General features: G+C 58.5%; 14 protein-coding genes. 4 read left to right on the top strand and 10 right to left on the bottom strand.

The window, feature by feature from the left end:
* Nucleotides 1-64: 64 nt before the first annotated feature.
* From U5K34_RS00475 to U5K34_RS00465, 3 genes are all read right to left on the bottom strand, one after another.
* Nucleotides 65-1,309: an ISL3 family transposase gene (locus U5K34_RS00475; protein ID WP_322566572.1), complete on the bottom strand. Its 1,245-nt coding sequence runs from the start codon at nucleotides 1,307-1,309 to the stop codon at nucleotides 65-67.
* A gap of 94 nt (nucleotides 1,310-1,403) precedes the next feature.
* A complete protein-coding gene (soxB, locus tag U5K34_RS00470) occupies nucleotides 1,404-3,221 on the bottom strand; it encodes a thiosulfohydrolase SoxB (protein ID WP_322566571.1) in 1,818 nt (605 codons plus the stop codon).
* Between the two features lie 248 nt (nucleotides 3,222-3,469).
* Nucleotides 3,470-3,610 (bottom strand): hypothetical protein, encoded by a 141-nt coding sequence (locus U5K34_RS00465; RefSeq protein WP_322566570.1) that lies wholly within the window; start codon nucleotides 3,608-3,610, stop codon nucleotides 3,470-3,472.
* Between the two features lie 252 nt (nucleotides 3,611-3,862).
* Here U5K34_RS00465 and U5K34_RS00460 point away from each other — a divergent pair, with 252 nt between their 5' ends.
* Nucleotides 3,863-4,507, top strand: coding sequence for a hypothetical protein (locus U5K34_RS00460; protein ID WP_322566569.1), 645 nt, complete (start codon nucleotides 3,863-3,865; stop codon nucleotides 4,505-4,507).
* 154 nt (nucleotides 4,508-4,661) lie between these two features.
* Here U5K34_RS00460 and clpB read toward each other — a convergent pair whose 3' ends face one another.
* Together clpB and U5K34_RS00450 are read right to left on the bottom strand one after the other, a co-directional pair.
* Nucleotides 4,662-7,253, bottom strand: coding sequence for an ATP-dependent chaperone ClpB (gene clpB, locus U5K34_RS00455; RefSeq protein ID WP_416223984.1), 2,592 nt, complete (start codon nucleotides 7,251-7,253; stop codon nucleotides 4,662-4,664).
* 316 nt (nucleotides 7,254-7,569) lie between these two features.
* Nucleotides 7,570-7,923, bottom strand: coding sequence for a TraR/DksA family transcriptional regulator (locus tag U5K34_RS00450; protein WP_322566567.1), 354 nt, complete (start codon nucleotides 7,921-7,923; stop codon nucleotides 7,570-7,572).
* A 255-nt stretch (nucleotides 7,924-8,178) separates the two neighbouring features.
* Here U5K34_RS00450 and U5K34_RS00445 point away from each other — a divergent pair, with 255 nt between their 5' ends.
* Together U5K34_RS00445 and U5K34_RS00440 are read left to right on the top strand one after the other, a co-directional pair.
* On the top strand, nucleotides 8,179-9,669 hold the full coding sequence (locus U5K34_RS00445; protein ID WP_322566566.1) for a SulP family inorganic anion transporter: 1,491 nt from the start codon (nucleotides 8,179-8,181) through the stop codon (nucleotides 9,667-9,669).
* A gap of 13 nt (nucleotides 9,670-9,682) precedes the next feature.
* A complete protein-coding gene (locus U5K34_RS00440; protein WP_322566565.1) occupies nucleotides 9,683-10,525 on the top strand; it encodes a universal stress protein in 843 nt (280 codons plus the stop codon).
* Between the two features lie 8 nt (nucleotides 10,526-10,533).
* Here the strand turns inward: U5K34_RS00440 and U5K34_RS00435 are convergent, their stop codons facing one another.
* The 3 genes from U5K34_RS00435 to rluD all read right to left on the bottom strand — a co-directional run bounded on the left by U5K34_RS00435 (nucleotide 10,534) and on the right by rluD (nucleotide 13,312).
* On the bottom strand, nucleotides 10,534-11,307 hold the full coding sequence (locus U5K34_RS00435) for a ZIP family metal transporter (protein ID WP_322566564.1): 774 nt from the start codon (nucleotides 11,305-11,307) through the stop codon (nucleotides 10,534-10,536).
* 290 nt (nucleotides 11,308-11,597) lie between these two features.
* Complete coding sequence (gene pgeF / locus U5K34_RS00430) at nucleotides 11,598-12,341, bottom strand: peptidoglycan editing factor PgeF (RefSeq protein ID WP_322566563.1); 744 nt, start codon at nucleotides 12,339-12,341, stop codon at nucleotides 11,598-11,600.
* On the bottom strand, nucleotides 12,338-13,312 hold the full coding sequence (rluD, locus tag U5K34_RS00425) for a 23S rRNA pseudouridine(1911/1915/1917) synthase RluD (protein WP_322566562.1): 975 nt from the start codon (nucleotides 13,310-13,312) through the stop codon (nucleotides 12,338-12,340). The genes pgeF and rluD overlap by 4 nt, the downstream gene beginning before the upstream one ends.
* Nucleotides 13,313-13,386: 74 nt before the next feature.
* Here rluD and U5K34_RS00420 point away from each other — a divergent pair, with 74 nt between their 5' ends.
* A complete protein-coding gene (locus U5K34_RS00420; protein WP_322566561.1) occupies nucleotides 13,387-14,157 on the top strand; it encodes an outer membrane protein assembly factor BamD in 771 nt (256 codons plus the stop codon).
* A 540-nt stretch (nucleotides 14,158-14,697) separates the two neighbouring features.
* Here the strand turns inward: U5K34_RS00420 and U5K34_RS00415 are convergent.
* Together U5K34_RS00415 and U5K34_RS00410 are read right to left on the bottom strand one after the other, a co-directional pair.
* Nucleotides 14,698-15,036 carry a P-II family nitrogen regulator gene (locus U5K34_RS00415; RefSeq protein WP_322565148.1) on the bottom strand — a complete coding sequence of 113 codons (339 nt, stop codon included), beginning with the start codon at nucleotides 15,034-15,036 and terminating at the stop codon, nucleotides 14,698-14,700.
* 674 nt (nucleotides 15,037-15,710) lie between these two features.
* Nucleotides 15,711-17,372, bottom strand: a complete 1,662-nt coding sequence (locus U5K34_RS00410; protein WP_322566560.1) for an NAD+ synthase — start codon at nucleotides 17,370-17,372, stop codon at nucleotides 15,711-15,713.
* Nucleotides 17,373-17,505 lie beyond the last annotated feature (133 nt).

The following is a 17,505-nucleotide window of genomic DNA, read 5'->3' as shown; positions in this document are numbered from 1 at the left end:
CGCCCTTTGCGCCTTTGCGCCTCTGCGTTGAAAAGATTTTTCATAAAAAGGGTCTTCACCAGTTCTAGTGGGTTCCCATTTCGTATTTTTCGGGCATTAGCGATAAGCCACCAAAATGAAACAGGATGGCGGTTTTAAATCGCTCCCGATTTCGAAAGCCGCGCGCCTTGTCTTTGAGCATTTTGATTTTGCTGTTGAGACTCTCCGCCCGGACATTGGTGACATTTAATACGATGGCGTTGATGATACCCCACAGGTGTTGTTTAACCATTCGCGCGACTTTTTTGATCGGGGCCAGGCGGCTGCGAATGGCCCACTGATACCATTGCTGCCAGGCACGCTCGGCCCAGCCTCGGCGGAGGTAATGCCATAGCCCCTTGGCGTGTTCCTTGATGGCCCAGGCCCGACCGGTTTGGCGCGCCACGCGACTGAGTTGCACCAGTTCCTGGCGCAGCTGGCGTCTCAAGTCGGCCGCATTGCGCAACCAACCGTACTTGGTGCCCTTTAATGTCGCATCGCCCTGCTTCATGCGTTGCCGGTGCTCTTGTTTGCGCACCGCGTCGACGGCCTGGTTGAGATGCTGGTTGACGTGGAATTTATCGAAGGCGATTTTGTCTTCGGCGCCGGGGATATGCTCGAGGGTGGCACGGATATAAGCTGGCCACATGTCCATCGAAATGCTCTGAATTTGCGCCTTCTGGGCGTCGCTCAGCGGGCCATAGAAGTCATTGAGGCTTGTGCCACGGCGGTCATCGGCGACGTGCAGGACATCCCCATGGGCGTCATTGACCACCGTCACGTATTCATGGCGCTTTTGAAAGGCGACCTCGTCGATACCCAGATGGGCTAACGCCGGGTGGCCCCGACGGGACAAGCCCCGCTGTACCGCGCGCTGCATGATGCCGTCCACGGCATTCCAGCTCAGCCCCATCTGTCGGCTGACGGCGGAGGCGGTGTTCTCTTTCAACAGCAGAATGACCATCGCCTCAAACAGGACCGTGTAGCGGGCGTTATCTTGTGCCCAGGGGACTTCAATGGTCTGAACGCCATGATCAGGGCATTGGACACGCGGAACATCGGCTTCAACCTGCGTTTTGAACTGGCGGGTATCCAGGTGCCGCCAACGACGCCGACGCTTGTCGTAGCGCGGTGTTGACCTGCCACAGGTCGGGCAACGCAATAATGAATCCGCTTCGAGTTCAACATGGACCTCGACCGTCTTGTCCGGTTCAATGAACTCGATGCCGCTAACAAACCAGGGCGAGGAGATTCCCAGGATCTTTTCATATAACGTCGCTTCATCCATCATCGATTTAACCTAGCAAACCCACCACAATTGGGGAAGAGCCCATAAAAAAAGGGGAGCTGACGCTCCCCTTTTTTATCGTGATACGACAAGTCAATCAGGCGTTATAGTCCGCCAGGCCGGGATTGTCTTTCACATTAACCAGCTTGGGGGTATTGAGTTTCTTGACGGTTGCCACTTTCTCCGCTCGCAGATACTCGGCCACCACGTCCCAGATATCCTTGCCTTCGCGCGGATTGGCTGAAACCGATGCCCAGCCGGCCACGCTGTACTCCTTGTCGGCCTCGATCGGGGTACCGTCATCCAGACGCATGTCCTGAATACGATTGCCGATCTTCCTGGTCGGGTCGATGGTGTAATCCAGGCCGCCGACACGTACCATGTCCCCGCCCTGCTGGCGATAGGGATCTTCATGGAAAATGTTGTCGGCCACGTCTTCGAGAATCAGCTTGATATTTTCACCGCTGATGTTGTCGACATAGGTTTCCGGATAGGTCAGACAGGTCTGGGTCATGACATGTTCCATGGTGATCGGCTGGCCCGGCAACACGGAAACACCCCAGCGGAAGCCCGGTGAGAAGGAGATCTGGGCACCGCCCACTTCGCGCAGAGCATCGCAGATCAGCTGATCGAAGGTCCCATTGAAGTTACCACGGCGATAAAGCAGATCATCGGCCACCGCCAGCTCTTCATTGAGGGTATCCAGATACGGCTTGCGGACCTCTTCAATGTAGCTGGCCATTTCCTGATCCGGCTCCAGGAAATTGGAGAAGACCGGCAGCAGTTTGTAGTCGTAACCCTGAACCTTGCCGTTACGAACATCAAACTGCATCACACCCAGGAACTTGCCGTTGGAGCCGGCATTGGTCACCAGCGTGGTGCCGCCCTTGTTCTTCACTTCCATGGCGCCCGGCATACCGTCATGGGTGTGGCCGCCGAAGATGGCATCGATACCGCTGACCTGGGAAGCCATCTTGATATCCACATCCATGCCGTTGTGCGATAGCACCACAACCGCATCGGGTTTTTCGGTTTCACGCACCTGGTTAACGATGGTCTGCATCGCTTCGTCACGGATCCCGAAGGTCCAGTCGGGAATAAAGCGCTCACCCGGGTTGGCGATCGGGGTATAGGGGAAAGCCTGGCCGATCACGGCGACACGAATACCGCCTTCCATCTCCTTGATGGTGTAGGGCTTGAAGGCGCGCAAGGAGGACTCATTATAATGCTCAAAATCCTCGAATTTGTAATCAAAACTGGCTTCGGGTTTGACGAACACGTTTTGACAGACAAAATCACCGTCGAAATCCTTGACGTTGGAGATCACTTCTTTCTCATGGTAGGTGAATTCCCAGTGACCGGTCATTACGTCCACGCCCAGCAGGTTGGTCGCACCGACCATGTCCTTGCCGCGGGTCCAGTAGGCGGTCCCGGAGCCCTGCCAGGTGTCGCCGCCGTCCATCATTAGTGTACGACCGGCACCGTGGTCGGCACGCAGTTTTTTGATCAGCGTGCGCAGATGGGAGAAGCCCCCGACCTTGCCATATTTTTCCGCCGCCTCGGCGAAATTCAGGTGGGTAAACGCGTGAGCCTCGGGCGTTCCCGGTTTAATACCGTAATAGTCGAGCAATTCATGACCCACGATATGTGGCGGGCGCCCCCTGGCGTCATGCAGACCCAGGTTGACGTTCGGCTCGCGGAAATAAACCGGATTCAACTGCGCGTGGCAGTCGGTCATGTGCATGAACGTCACGTTCCCGAATTTGGGCACGTTGTACATATCTTCGGGGGCTACACCCTGGCCGGTTTTGGTCACCCCGGCTGTACCGCTTGACTTGTTGTCGCAACCCGGCAACATGCCCGCAGCCGCAGCCATACCCATGACCTGGATAAATTCACGGCGATTGATAGACATTCAGTCCTCCTCGTATACCTTCAAATTGTAAGTCTTGGTTTTCACTGTTGTAGTTTTGTTGTTCACGCCTGTCTCTGCAGGCTGCTCACCGGAATCACATTGTGTGACCTCGCAGCGGGATTGCGACATGATAGTACAAACTTTACCCGGATTGCATAGGTTTACGCCGATTGGTCGACAAAACCGGCACCGGCTATGCGGATTGCAGCCCGGCTCTCACCCGTGCAATGCCCTGGTTGCAGATTGCATCAGCGTCCGACCAGCACCTCAAACGGGTTGGCACCCAGCTGATGCTGGAAGAAACCCCAGCTCAACCACAGCACCGGCAGCCGCGCCAGCACAAACAAGACGGCCCGGATACGGGATAATTGATGGGCAACGGCAAACATTTTTGGCGAGAACTTAGAAGAACTTGCGAGGTCCATACCTTATATAAAGATGAGCCACCTGTTCGGCATAGCCGTTGAACATCAGGGTGTCGAGCATAAGCGGCCTCTGATTCGGGGATAACAGGTCGGACACCCGCCACGGGCACAAGTTCATCTGCATCATTCTTCGCTAATATACAAGCCACACGGCTGTTGTGACCTCGCCGGCTGGGCTATGATGCAGGACGCCTGAATCAGAACAAGACCGACGCAATGAGCGCCACCGAAACGCCCCACTCCAGTGCCGGCACCCGGCGGATTAACACCGTTTTGTCCCAACACGCGCGCAGCATGGGACAACGACGGCGTATTGAAATCTATAACGACAAGTTCGTGAAGGTCGCGGACCAGGATCTGTTCGGTCGCCAGAGTTATCACCTGAACCTGGGCATGCTGGAGCCGTGGCCGGTGCGCCACCGGCGTATTGCCTGGCGCTGGTTGCTCGGCACAGCCTATTTTTTCCTGGCCACCCTGGTGTTCGGCGTTTATCTGTGGCAGAACCAGACCACCCAGACGCTGAACCAGGTGCTGCCGTTTCTGATCGCCTTTATCCTGCTGACCTGCGGTTGCCTGATTCTGTTTGTCTACTACTCACCCAATGTCACCGAATTTCGCAGTCGCTACGGCAGTTGCCCGTTGTTACGCCTGCTCTACAACAAACCCGACCCCGAAAGTTTTCGGCACCTCGTCGCCGAACTCAGGACCCGCATCCTTGCCGCCAGCCAGGCCATTACCTTTGATAAAAAAGAAATGCTGGCGATCGAACTGAAAGAACTGCGTCGGCTGTCGGATGAAAGCATCATCACCCAGGATGAATACCGCCGCGCCCGCCAGCGCATCATGAACATGCACTTTTAAAATAAAAATAATCACCACCAAGGCTCAAAGACACCAAGAAACACAGTAATAATATTTCGTAATCCTGCAAACAGATCATGTGCACATAAAAATGCCGGCTTTCGCCGGCAAATTTATTTCTAACTTGGTGTCTTGGCGTCTTGGTGGTGTGCTTTTACGCCGCCGAGGCCTTGCGATCGGATTTGCCGAACACGAACTGGTCGTCTTTGACATCGACCTTGATCACATCGCCCGGCACGAACTTGCCGGAGAGGATCTCCTGCGCCAGGGTATTTTCCACCTGTTGCTGGATGGCCCGCTTGAGCGGCCGGGCACCGTAGACCGGATCGAAGCCGGCTTCGCCAATCTTGTCCAGTGCCGCCTCGGTCAGTTCAACATCCATGTGCCGGTCCTGCAGCCGCTGGCGCAGGTAATCGAACTGGATGCCGGCGATGGCGCGGATCTGTTCGCGCGCCAGCGGATGGAACACGACCACTTCGTCGACCCGGTTGATGAACTCGGGCCGAAAATGCTGGCCGATAATCTCCATCACCGTGGATTTCATCGCCTGATAGTTTTCCTCGCCGGCCATATCCTGGATCTGCTGTGAACCCAGGTTGGAGGTCATGACGATCACCGTGTTGCGAAAATCGACCGTGCGACCCTGGCCGTCGGTCAGGCGACCGTCATCCAGCACCTGCAACAGAATGTTGAACACATCGGGATGGGCCTTTTCGACCTCGTCGAGCAAAATGACGGAATAGGGTTTGCGGCGTACCGCCTCGGTCAGGTAACCGCCTTCTTCATAGCCGACATAGCCGGGCGGGGCCCCGATCAAGCGAGCCACGGAGTGCTTCTCCATGAACTCGGACATGTCGATGCGCACCATGGCAGCCTCGGTGTCGAACAGGAAGGCCGCCAGGGATTTGGTCAGCTCGGTCTTGCCTACCCCGGTCGGGCCGAGGAACAGGAACGAGCCGTTGGGTCGATTGGGATCGGACAGCCCGGCACGCGAACGGCGAATGGCATCGGCCACCGATTTGACCGCCTCGTCCTGCCCCACCACGCGCTGATGCAGGGCCTCTTCCATGCGCAACAGCTTGTCGCGCTCGCCTTCGAGCATTTTGGAAACCGGGATGCCGGTCCACTTGGAAACCACCTCGGCGATCTCCTCCTCGTTCACCGAGGTACGCAACAAGGTGGTTTCCTGCATTTCCGCCTGGGCGGCCATGTCCAGCTGTTTTTCCAGCTCCGGAATCTTGCCATACTGCAGCTCCGACATGCGCGCCAGATCACCGGCGCGACGCGCGGTATCCAGTTCAATGCGCGTCCGCTCCAGCTCTTCCTTGATGTGCTGGGTGCCCTGTACGGCGGCTTTTTCCGAATTCCAGACCTCTTCAAGATCGTGATATTCACGTTCCAGCTTGTCGATCTCGTCTTCCAGTTTGTTAAGCCGTTCGAGCGAGGCTTCGTCGCTTTCCTTCTTCAGCGCCTCGCGTTCGATCTTGAGCTGGATCAGTTTACGATCCAGGCGATCCATGGACTCGGGCTTGGAGTCGATCTCCATGCGGATGCGGCTGGCCGCCTCGTCCACCAGGTCGATCGCCTTGTCCGGCAATTGCCGATCGGTGATATACCGGTGTGACAGGGTCGCCGCGGCAACGATCGCCGGGTCGGTGATATCCACCCCGTGGTGCACTTCGTATTTTTCTTTTAGGCCGCGCAGGATTGCCACCGTGTCTTCCACGCTCGGCTCATCCACCTGTACTTTCTGAAAGCGCCGCTCCAGGGCCGCGTCCTTTTCGATGTACTTGCGATACTCATCCAGGGTGGTGGCGCCAATGCAATGCAATTCACCGCGGGCCAGTGCCGGCTTGAGCATGTTGCCGGCATCCATGGAGCCCTCGGCCTTGCCGGCACCAACCATGGTATGGATCTCGTCAATGAACAGGATCACCTGCCCTTCCTGTTTGGACAGGTCATTGAGTACGGCCTTGAGCCGTTCCTCGAATTCACCGCGGAATTTGGCGCCCGCCAGCAGTGAGCCCATATCCAGCGACAGGACCCGCTTGTTCCTCAAACCATCCGGGACTTCGCCGTTGATAATCCGTTGCGCCAGTCCCTCAACGATCGCGGTCTTGCCCACGCCGGGTTCGCCGATCAATACCGGGTTGTTCTTGGTACGCCGCTGTAACACCTGGATAGAACGGCGGATTTCATCGTCCCGCCCGATCACCGGATCGAGTTTGCCCTGTTCGGCCCGCTCGGTCAGATCGATAGTGTATTTTTCCAGCGCCTGACGCTGCTCCTCGGCATTGGGATCATCGACCTGCTGCCCGCCGCGCACATTCTCGATCGCCTTCTCCAGGGCTTCCTTGCTGGCCCCGGCTTTGCGCAACAGCTCGCCCAGGTTACTCTTGTCGTCCACCGCCGCCAGCACGAACAGCTCGCTGGAGATGTATTTGTCCTGGCGTTTTTGCGCCAGCTTGTCGGTCAGATTCAGCAGGCGTGACAGATCATTGGAGATGTGCACCTCGCCGGTGGCATCCTCGATCTGCGGCAGATGGTCCAGCGCTTCACCAAGCTGGGAGCGCAGCAGATTCACATTCGCATCAGCCTGGGCCAGCAGGTGCGAGACGCTGCCGCCTTCCTGATCCAGCATGGCGCTCATCAGATGCACCGGTTCGATCATCTGGTGATCGCGGCCGACCGCCAGGCTCTGGGCGTCGGCGATTGCCATCTGGAATTTGCTGGTCAGTTTGTCCATTCGCATTAGTCGTTTTCCCCTGTGGAAGTAAAATTTCAAATACTCCAACAAAAATAGGGTCGGTTGTGGGGGATTCAAGGTCGGCGGGCAAAACAGACCTTGAAAGACAGACCGGGATCAGACTCAAGGCGGCGGTCCTGCCGGGCCATCCGGCAATCAACGCGGAGGACGCAGAGTCGCGGAGACGCAGAGATTTTCTACTATAGGATTGTTCTGACTGGATGCGAAACGGCAGGCGCTAAATATGATCGATTTTACTTCTCAGCGCCTCTGCGTCTCCGCGTCCTCTGCGTTTTCATTACCACATTTGCGCGAGTCATTGTTCACTGGCGCTGGCGCAGCGGATGCACAGGGTGGCGGCGGGATCGGCATGCAGGCGGGCGGGGGCAATTTCTTCTTCGCAGCGCAGACAGTACCCGTAGTCGCCCTCGTCCATGCGCCGCAATGCCGACTCGATGCGTACCAGCATCTGCTGGCGCCGCTGACCGGCGGCCCGGGACATGGCCTGCCCCTGCAGGGCGTCCATGCGCGACAGGCGACCCACGCGGGTCTGATCCAGCTCCACGGTGGAACTGGCCTGGGCATTGGCATCGCGGGTTTCATCCAGCGCGGCCCGCTGTGCCAGCAGGGCGGCGCGCAGTTGCTCAAGTTCGGTATCCGTCAGGCTCATGGGGGTATGATACGCCTTAATCCGTTCGCAACACACCCGCCGTGCCTTTTTGTGGTATAGTGCGCGCCGCGTTTGCCCCGCACCCCACTCATGCAACTACCGATTTGCTGTCCGGTATGGCGCTCCGGCGGTGCCCGCCAATGCTTTCATTCTCCTGACTTGATAAGTCGTTGCCGCCACCTGGCGACGGTATTGCGCCGGCCCTGTGCCTGAAACGCATGGCGGACGACGATTGCGAACCGGAATACCGACAACATGTACCAGACCCTGAAAACCAACTGGCTCAGCAACCCGCGCGGCGATCTGCTCGCCGGTATCGTGGTGGCCCTGGCGCTGATTCCCGAGGCCATTGCCTTTTCCGTCATCGCCGGAGTCGATCCCAAGGTCGGCCTCTATGCCTCGTTCTGTATCTCGGTGGTGATCGCCTTCACCGGCGGGCGCGTGGGCATGATCTCCGGCGCCACCGGGGCCATGGCGCTGCTGATGGTGACCCTGGTCGGCCAACACGGGCTGGAATACCTGCTGGCCGCCACCTTGCTGACCGGGATATTGCAGATCGGCGCCGGCTATCTCAAGCTGGGCTCACTGATGCGTTTTGTCTCGCGTTCGGTGGTTACCGGCTTCGTCAATGCGCTGGCGATTCTGATTTTTCTGGCCCAGTTGCCGGAGCTGAACCCGGCCACCGAGGGGGTCACCTGGCATGTCTATGCCATGACCGCCGGGGGCCTGGCGATCATTTACCTGTTTCCCTATATCACCAAATCCATCCCCTCCCCGCTGGTCACCATCGTGGTGCTGACCGCGCTGGCCATCTGGCTGGATCTGGACATTCGCAACGTCGGCAGCATGGGCGAGCTGCCCGACACGTTGCCGGTGTTCCTGTGGCCGGACGTGCCGCTGAATCTCGAGACCCTGTGGATTATTCTGCCCTATTCGGTCTCGCTGACCGTCGTGGGCCTGCTGGAATCACTGATGACCGCCACCATCGTCGACGACCTGACCGACACAACCAGCGACAAGAACCGCGAATGCAAGGGCCAGGGCATCGCCAATATCGGCTCCGGCCTGCTTGGCGGCATGGCCGGTTGCGCGATGATCGGCCAGTCGGTCATCAACATCAAATCCGGTGGCCGCACCCGGCTCTCCACCCTGATGGCCGGGGTCTACCTGTTGCTGATGGTGGTGTTTCTCGGCCAGTGGGTGGCACAGATCCCGATGGCCGCGCTGGTCGCCGTGATGATCATGGTCGCCATCGGGACCTTCAGCTGGGAGTCGATCCGCAACCTGAAAAAACACCCGATGAGTACCAACATTGTTATGGTTGTCACGGTCATCGTCGTGGTCGCGACCCACAACCTGGCGTATGGTGTATTCGTCGGCGTACTGCTGGGCGCGCTGTTTTTCGCCAACAAGGTGGGCCAGTACAAATACGTGGTCTCGGAACGGGATGAGCAAAACGCCACCCGCACCTACCGGGTGGTAGGACAGGTCTTTTTCGCCTCGGCGGACAAATTTGTAGAGTCCTTCGATTTCAAGGAAGCGCTGAATAAAGTGGTCATCGATCTCTGCCAGGCCCACTTCTGGGACATCACCGCCGTGGCGGCGCTGGACAAGGTCGTGCTCAAGTTCCGCCGCGAAGGCACCGAAGTGGAAGTGATTGGCCTCAACGAGGCCAGTGCCACCATCGTGGATCGCTTCGCGGTCCATGACAAACCCGACGCCGTCGACAAACTGATGGCCCACTGACAGGATACGCCTTATGCCCAATGTCATTGCCTGTATCGACGGTACCGCGGTCTCGACCGCGGTCAGCGACTGCGCCGCCTGGGCCAGCCTGCAACTGGATGCCCCGCTGGTTCTGCTGCATGTACTGGACAAGTCGGAATACCCCGCCCAGCGTGATCTGAGCGGCAACATCGGCCTGGGCAGTCGCGAAACCCTGCTTCAGGAACTGGCGGAGCTGGATGAAAAGCGCGGCAAGCTGGCCATGGAACAGGGCCAGCTGATGCTCGAGTCCGCCAAACAGCGCGCGCTGGAGGACGGCGTCAACGAGCCGATCACCCACCAGCGCCACGGCAGCCTGATCGATTCGCTGCTGGCCATCGAACAGGACACCCGCCTGCTGGTACTGGGCAAACACGACGAGAAACTCAAACCCCACGTCGGCAGCCGCGTGGAAAGCGTGGTGCGCAGCCTGCACTGCCCGATCCTGGTTACCACCGAAACCTTCAGCGCACCACGCAAAGTCATGCTCGCCTTCGACGGCAGCGATACCACCCGCAAGGGCGTCGAGATGGTCGCCAGCAGTCCGCTATTTAAAGGGATTCCCTGCCACCTGGTGATAGCCGGCAATGACACCAGGACCCATCGCGAGCAATTAGACTGGGCGCGAAACACACTCGAACAGGCCGGCTTCGATGCCCCGGCCACGATCATCAGCGGGGATGTTGAACGGGTGTTATGTGACTACCGCGCGGCCAATGACATCGATATGCTGATCATGGGCGCCTGGGGCCACTCGGTGATTCGCCGGTTCCTGGTCGGCAGCACCACCACCAGCGTGGTGCGCAACGCCACCGTGCCGGTGTTGTTGCTGCGTTGAGAAACGCGCTAATGCAGGGTTGAGTGCGCCAGATAAATGACCACAACCCCCAGCAAGATAAGAATAATCTGCTGAACGGTTTGACTGAACTCGACGCGCTTGTGCAGGCCCGGAATCAGATCGGCCACGGCAATATAGATAAAGCTGGAGGCGGCGATCGCCAGCACATACGGCAGAGCCTGTTGCATATCGGCCAGGCTGTAATAGGCCAGTCCCGCGCCAATCAATGTCGTCAGGCTGGCCAGGATGTTATACAAAAATGCCTTGCGCTTGCTGAAACCGCCTTGTAACAGCACGGCGAAGTCGCCGACTTCCTGTGGGATTTCATGCGCCGCGACCGCCAATGCAGTAACGATACCCAGGTGAATGTCGGTCATGAAAGCGGCGGCGATCAGCACCCCGTCCACGAAATTATGCACCCCGTCGCCGATCAGGATCAGGGTACCTGCCGCGTTATCGTGGGCATGCGGTTCGGGCGTGTGCGCCTCGCAGACTTCGTGATGGCAATGACGCCACAGCACCATCTTCTCCAGCAGGAAAAACCCCAGTACCCCGAGCAACACGGTCATGCCCAGCAGATGAAAGTCGTCCGTGCCGGCCAGGCTGTGGGGCAGCAGCGCCAGAAAGGCCGCGCCCAGCAGGGCGCCGATGGCAAAACTGACAAAATGGGGCAGCAACCGATCCCGGGTAAAACCGGGAATCAGCAAAAACAGCGCGGCCGCCAGCACACTCAGCACCCCGCCGAGCAGACTGAACAGCAAAATCCAGGTAAATAACGACATCAGATTTCCAGATCGGCAAAAAACTTTAGCATGATACACAGGGTGGCGCTGGTTTGGGAGGCAGGAGACCCGTCCTCTGGCCGATTGTTTGGCGTGGTGCGGTGCGATCGGCGAGGTTGTATCGCCGAGGTGGCTCGGCTCCCTCAAGAGTACTGGAATCAGAATCGGGTTGGGGCCGGCCCAGATGACCAGGTAGGCCCGATATAGCGCAGCGGTATCGGGCACTCTTCGGGTTGCCGGACACCGCTGCGCTATGTCCGGCCTACCTGCCAGGACCTAGCCGCTGGGATCTAGCCCCTGTCATCTGGCGCCAGCCAGATGACACTCGCCATCCGCCCGGTCACGCCGTCGCGGCGATAGGAATAGAACCGTTCGGCATCGGTGAGGGTGCAATACTCGCCGCCGCTGATCTGCTCGACGCCGCGCTGCTGCAAACGGCGTCGCGCCAGTGCGTAGATATCCATCAGCCAGTGACCGGAGCGGGTCGGCGTGAACGCCTCGTCGCTGTCGGGATCGGGCTCGACAAAGGCCCGGCGCACCTCGTCGCCAATTTCATAGACCTCGGGCCCGATGGCCGGACCGAGCCAGGCCAGGATCTGATCGGCCGGGGCCTGAAATTGATCCAGCGCGGCCTCGATCACGCCACTGCTCAGACCGCGCCAGCCAGCGTGCACCGCGGCCACTTCCTGACCCCTGCGATCGCAAAGCAGTACCGGCAGGCAATCGGCAGTGAGCACCGCGCAGATCACCGCCGGCGTGCGGCTGTAGGCGGCATCGGCCTCGAGACCGATGCGGCCGTTGTGTTCCAGCACCGCCACCCGGCTGCCGTGGACCTGTTGCAACCAGCACGGTTCACCCGGCAATCCCAACCGAGCCCGGTTAGTGGCCACGGCCTGCGGGGCGTCGCCCACGTGGGATGCCGGATTCAGTGACGCATAGGGCGGTTCACTCACCCCGCCCTGGCGGCAACTGGTCCCGGCCAGCACTGTCGACGGGGCCGTCCAGTCCGGGATGATAAACACCTCGTGGTTCATTCGCACTCTCCCGCCCCGGCCAGATCCTGTTGCAACACACCGATCAGCTGCGCCATGTCCGCCGGCAACGGCTGTTCCCATTGCAGCATCTCACCGCTGAGTGGATGTTGCAGGCCCAGTTTGCTGGCGTGCAGGGCCTGGCGCCTGAAACCGCGCAGGGTTTCGATCAGCCCCTCGCTTGCCCCCTTTGGCAGGCGCAGGCGACCGCCATAAGTCGGATCGCCCACCAGCGGATGGTGGATGTGTGCCATATGGACGCGAATCTGGTGGGTGCGACCGGTCTCCAACGTCACCCGCAGCCAGGTATGGGCGCGAAAGCGCTGCGCGACCCGGTAATGGGTAATGGCCGGCTTGCCGTGTTCAACCACCGCCATGCGCTTGCGCTGGGTCGGATGGCGGCCAATCGGCGCCTCCACCGTGCCACCCGCGGTCAGGACGCCATTGGCCACCGCCTGGTATTCACGCAGAAAACGGCGCGCCTGGAGTTGTTCCACCAGCTGTTTCTGGGCCGCCAGCGTGCGCGCCACCACCAGCAAGCCGGAGGTCTCCTTGTCGAGCCGATGAACGATGCCGGCGCGGGGCACCGTGGCCAGATCCGGATCGTGATGCAACAGGGCATTGAGCATGGTTCCCTCGGGGTTGCCGGCCGCCGGATGCACAACCAGCCCGGCCGGCTTGTTGAGCACGATCAGGGCCTCATCCTCGAACACGATATCCAGCTCGATCGGCTCGGCCTGCCACTCTCCCTGTGGCTCGTGAACTGCCTCGATCTCGATCTGCTCGCCGCCGAATACCTTGTCCCTCGCCCGCTTCTGGCGACCGTCAACCCGGACACACCCCTGCTTCAGCCACTGCTGCAAGCGGGAGCGGGAATACTGGGAAAACAGTTGCGCCAGGGCCTGATCGAGCCGTTGACCGGCCAGGCTGTCGGGGATTTCGCCGTGGAGAAGTTCTGTCGATTGTGTCGTCATCGGCCTGTTTGCGGGTATAATGCCGGTCTGAACCAGGATCGTACTACAAATACACTCACCTTATCGGAATCATCATGCTCGCCCGTTATCTGCTTTTGCTCCTGCCCCTGTTGTTACTGTCCGGCTGCGGTTCCTCGCCGGAGGCGAATGATCCCACCTCGGGCATGACAGTGGAAGAGTTGTACGAGGAAGCCCACAGCGAGCTGGAAAATAAAAATTACGAAAGCGCCATTAATCTGTATGAACGGCTGGAGTCGCGCTTTCCCTACGGTCCCTATGCCGAACGGGCCCAGCTGGAGATCATCTACGCCTATTACAAATTCGGCGAAACAGAGACCGCCATCCTGTCCGCCGATCGGTTCATCAAACTGCATCCCAACCATCAGCATGTGGACTACGCGTACTACATGCGCGGCAGGTCCAGCTTCCGGCTGGAACCGTCCCTGCTTAACCGCTGGTTCGATCAGGACATGACCGAGCGGGATCCCCGCCCTTCACGCGAGGCGTTTCGCCACTTCTCCGAACTGGTGGAAAAATTTCCCAACAGCCAGTATGCCGAGGATGCCGTTGCCCGTATGTATGCCCTGCGCGATGCGCTGGCCGAATATGAAATGCATATCGCCCGCTATTATCTGAAACGCGGTGCCCTGGTCGCGGCGGTCAATCGCGCCAAACATGTGGTGGAAAATTACCAGCAAACCGCCGAAGTCCCCGAAGCGCTGGGCATCATGGTGCGCGCCTACCGGCAACTGGAAATGAACGACCTGGCCGACGATGCGCTCAAAGTGCTGGAACTCAACTATCCCGATCACAACGAAACGAAACAGGCCAAAGCAAGTTCCTGAAAAGCATTCACCACGAAGACGCGAAGGCACGAAGAAAATAATCCGCAACAGTGTGGTTACTAGCCCCTAGTACCCAGTACCTAGCAACTGGTCCTTCGGGACGAAGGACCTGGGCGATAGCCTGTGTGACACAACCTCGAACCGGAGCAAGGATACCAGGTACCTGTTCACCGCAGAGACGCAGAGAGCGCGGAGATTTAATAACTTCCCTGGTGTAACCGCATTGGGTATTCCCCGGGTTGCCGGACACCGCTATCGCTTTGTCCGGCCTACCCAACTACGCCAATCACAACGAAACGAAAAGTAGCGTAGGTCACGTTGGCGATAGCCTACGTGACACAACCTCGAACCAAAGCAAGGTCCTGAAAAGCATTCACCACGAAGGCTCGAAGATTGGAACAAGGTGACTTTGTGTTGTTACCCGCCGGGCAACAAGTTCTTAAATTGATTTCTTTTCTTCGTGCCTTCGTGTCTTCGTGGTGAAGCCTTTCCTCGTTACTCGTCCCTCGTAACCCGGCCCTGCCGTTCAGAAGAAACGGCTCAGATCGCTTCGTTGCCTTCCTCGCCGGTACGGATCCGGATCACCCGCTGCACATCGGTGACGAAGATCTTGCCGTCGCCGATCTTGCCGGTGCGGGCGGCGTTGGTGATGGTCTCGAGGGATTGATCGACCAGTTCATCGGCCACCACCACCTCGATTTTCACCTTGGGTAGAAAATCAATCACGTACTCGGCCCCGCGATACAGCTCGGTATGCCCTTTTTGCCGGCCGAAGCCCTTGACCTCGGTAGCGGTCATGCCGCTGACCCCGATCTCCGACAATGCCTGACGCACATCATCCAGCTTGAAGGGTTTAATAATCGCTTCGACTTTTTTCATAACACGGTTCCCCGGATTTGTTACACAACATTACGGTGCGCAAAACGCACTCTGCATCTTAAAAACATTCACCACGAAGACACCAGGGCACGAAGAAAAACTTAAAAGATTGTTACCCGGCGGGTGACAACCCACAGACTACCCTGTTCAAATCTTCGAGTCTTCGTATCTTCGTGGTAAAAGCTTTTCCTCGTTACTCATCCCTGCCGTTCAGCAGCGCAGGTCACCCTGGCAATAGCCTGCGTGACACAACCTCGAACCGAAGCAAGGACGCCAGGTAGTGCTGCGCGCGACCTGGCCTACAACTTCCTTCTTGCTGCCGGACACCGCTATCGCTTTGTCCGGCCTACTCGACTGAAAAAACATTCACCACGAAGACGCAAAGTTACGAAGACAATATCATAACACTTCGAGCCTTCGTGGCTTCGTGGTAAAAGCCTCTCCTCGTCACTCGTCCCTGCTCTGGCAGGCCTGGCCCGAGGTAATCGGATAATGCCGATCGCGGCCGAAGGCACGAAGAAAACGTTTCTCTATTACGGTACGCAAAACGCACTCCATATGTAAAAAAATCACCACGAAGACGCGAAGTCACGAAGTCACGAAGTCACGAAGTCACGAAGACAGTATCATAACACTTCGAGCCTTCGTGGCTTCGTGGTAAAAGCCTTTCCTCGTCACTCGTCCCTCGTCCCTCGTCCCTGATCAGGCAGGGCATAGCCCGAGGTGATCGGATAACGCCGATCGCGACCGAAGGCGCGCTGGGTGATCCGAATCCCCGGCGGCGCCTGACGGCGTTTGTATTCGTTGCGTGTCACCATATACGTGACTTTTTGCACGATCTCCCGGTCATAACCGTGGGAGACAATATCATCCAGTCCCATGTCCTTTTCCACGTACATTTCCAGGATTGCATCCAGCACCTCGTAGGGCGGCAGGCTGTCGGTATCCTGTTGATCCGGCGCCAGTTCGGCGGACGGGGGGCGATCGATCACCCGTTGCGGGATCACCGCCGAGAGGGTATTGCGATAATTGGCCAGTTCGTAAACCAGCGTCTTGGGCACATCCTTGAGCACATCGAAACCGCCGGCCATGTCGCCATACAGGGTGGCATAACCGACCGCCATCTCGCTCTTGTTGCCGGTGGTCAGGACCATCTTGCGTTTCTTGTTGGAGATCGCCATCAGCAACACGCCACGGCAACGGGCCTGGATATTCTCCTCGGTGGTATCCATCGGCAGGCCCGCAAATTCATCGGCCAGGATCTCGAGAAAGGCGTTAAAGGGCTTTTCGATCGCGATCACCCGGTAATTGACGCTCAGGGTGCGTGCCTGCTCGGCGGCATCCTCCACGCTCATATCCGCGGTATAACGCGAGGGCATCATCACCGCCTCGATCTCCTCACTGCCCAGCGCATCGACGGCGATGGCCAGGGTCAGGGCCGAATCGATCCCGCCGGACAACCCGATCACCACGCCGTTGAAGCCGTTCTTGCGCACGAAATCGCGCACGCCCAGTACCAGGGCCTGGTAAACACTGGCGGTGGTGGACAGCGGTGCCGGCAGGGCTTCGGCCTGGACCGGTTGCCAGTCTTGACCCTCCTTTTCAAACCGTACCAGTTCCAGTTTTTCAGTAAAGGCGGGAACGCGCTGAGTCACGCTGCCCTGGCCGTTCATCACGAACGAATCGCCATCGAACACCAGCTCGTCCTGACCGCCGACCAGGTTGGTGTACACCACCGGCAGGCCGGTTTCCCGACAACGATCCGCCACGGCCTGTTCTCGCTCGTAGCCTTTATTAATGTGGTAGGGCGAGGCGTTGATATTCAAAATCAAATCGGCACCGGCCTCCCTGAGCCGTTGCGGCGGCTCGGGAAACCAGATGTCTTCGCAAATGGTAATGCCGACACTGGCCCCCTTGATGTGAACCACGCAATTGTCGTGTTCCGGCACAAAATAGCGCTTCTCGTCGAACACGCTGTAATTGGGCAGGTTCTCCTTGCGCGCATGGGCGATGATCTTGCCTTCGCGAATCAGTGCGGCGGCGTTATACACGCCTTCGGGAGTATATTCCGGGTATCCCAGCAGCACATCGATGCCGCGAACCTGCTTTTGCAAGTGAAGCAGTGCCCGATCAATCCGTTCGTACATGCCGGGGCGTAATAACAGATCCTCGGGCGGGTAGCCGGTTAACGCCAGCTCGGGCGTCACCAGCACATCGGCCCCGAGCGTATCACGCGCCTCCTGCATTGCCGCGACGATTCGCCGGGCATTGCCCTCCATGTCGCCGACCAGCAGATTGATCTGGGCAATCGCGATCCGTAGTTCCTGCTCTGACATGCGCGCACTGAACTCCAAAATAAAATGCTTCCCAGCACGTTTATGTCGATCATTTCGGTGCCGGAGAGCCGGGAAAACAAATTCTAGATTATTTTATCTTTGCGCGCTCTGCGCCTCTGCGAGAGTCATTTTT

The organism is Thiohalophilus sp., from assembly GCF_034521165.1.
Lineage (GTDB): Bacteria > Pseudomonadota > Gammaproteobacteria > UBA6429 > Thiohalophilaceae > Thiohalophilus.
This window is presented reverse-complemented; position numbering and strand designations above follow the sequence as displayed.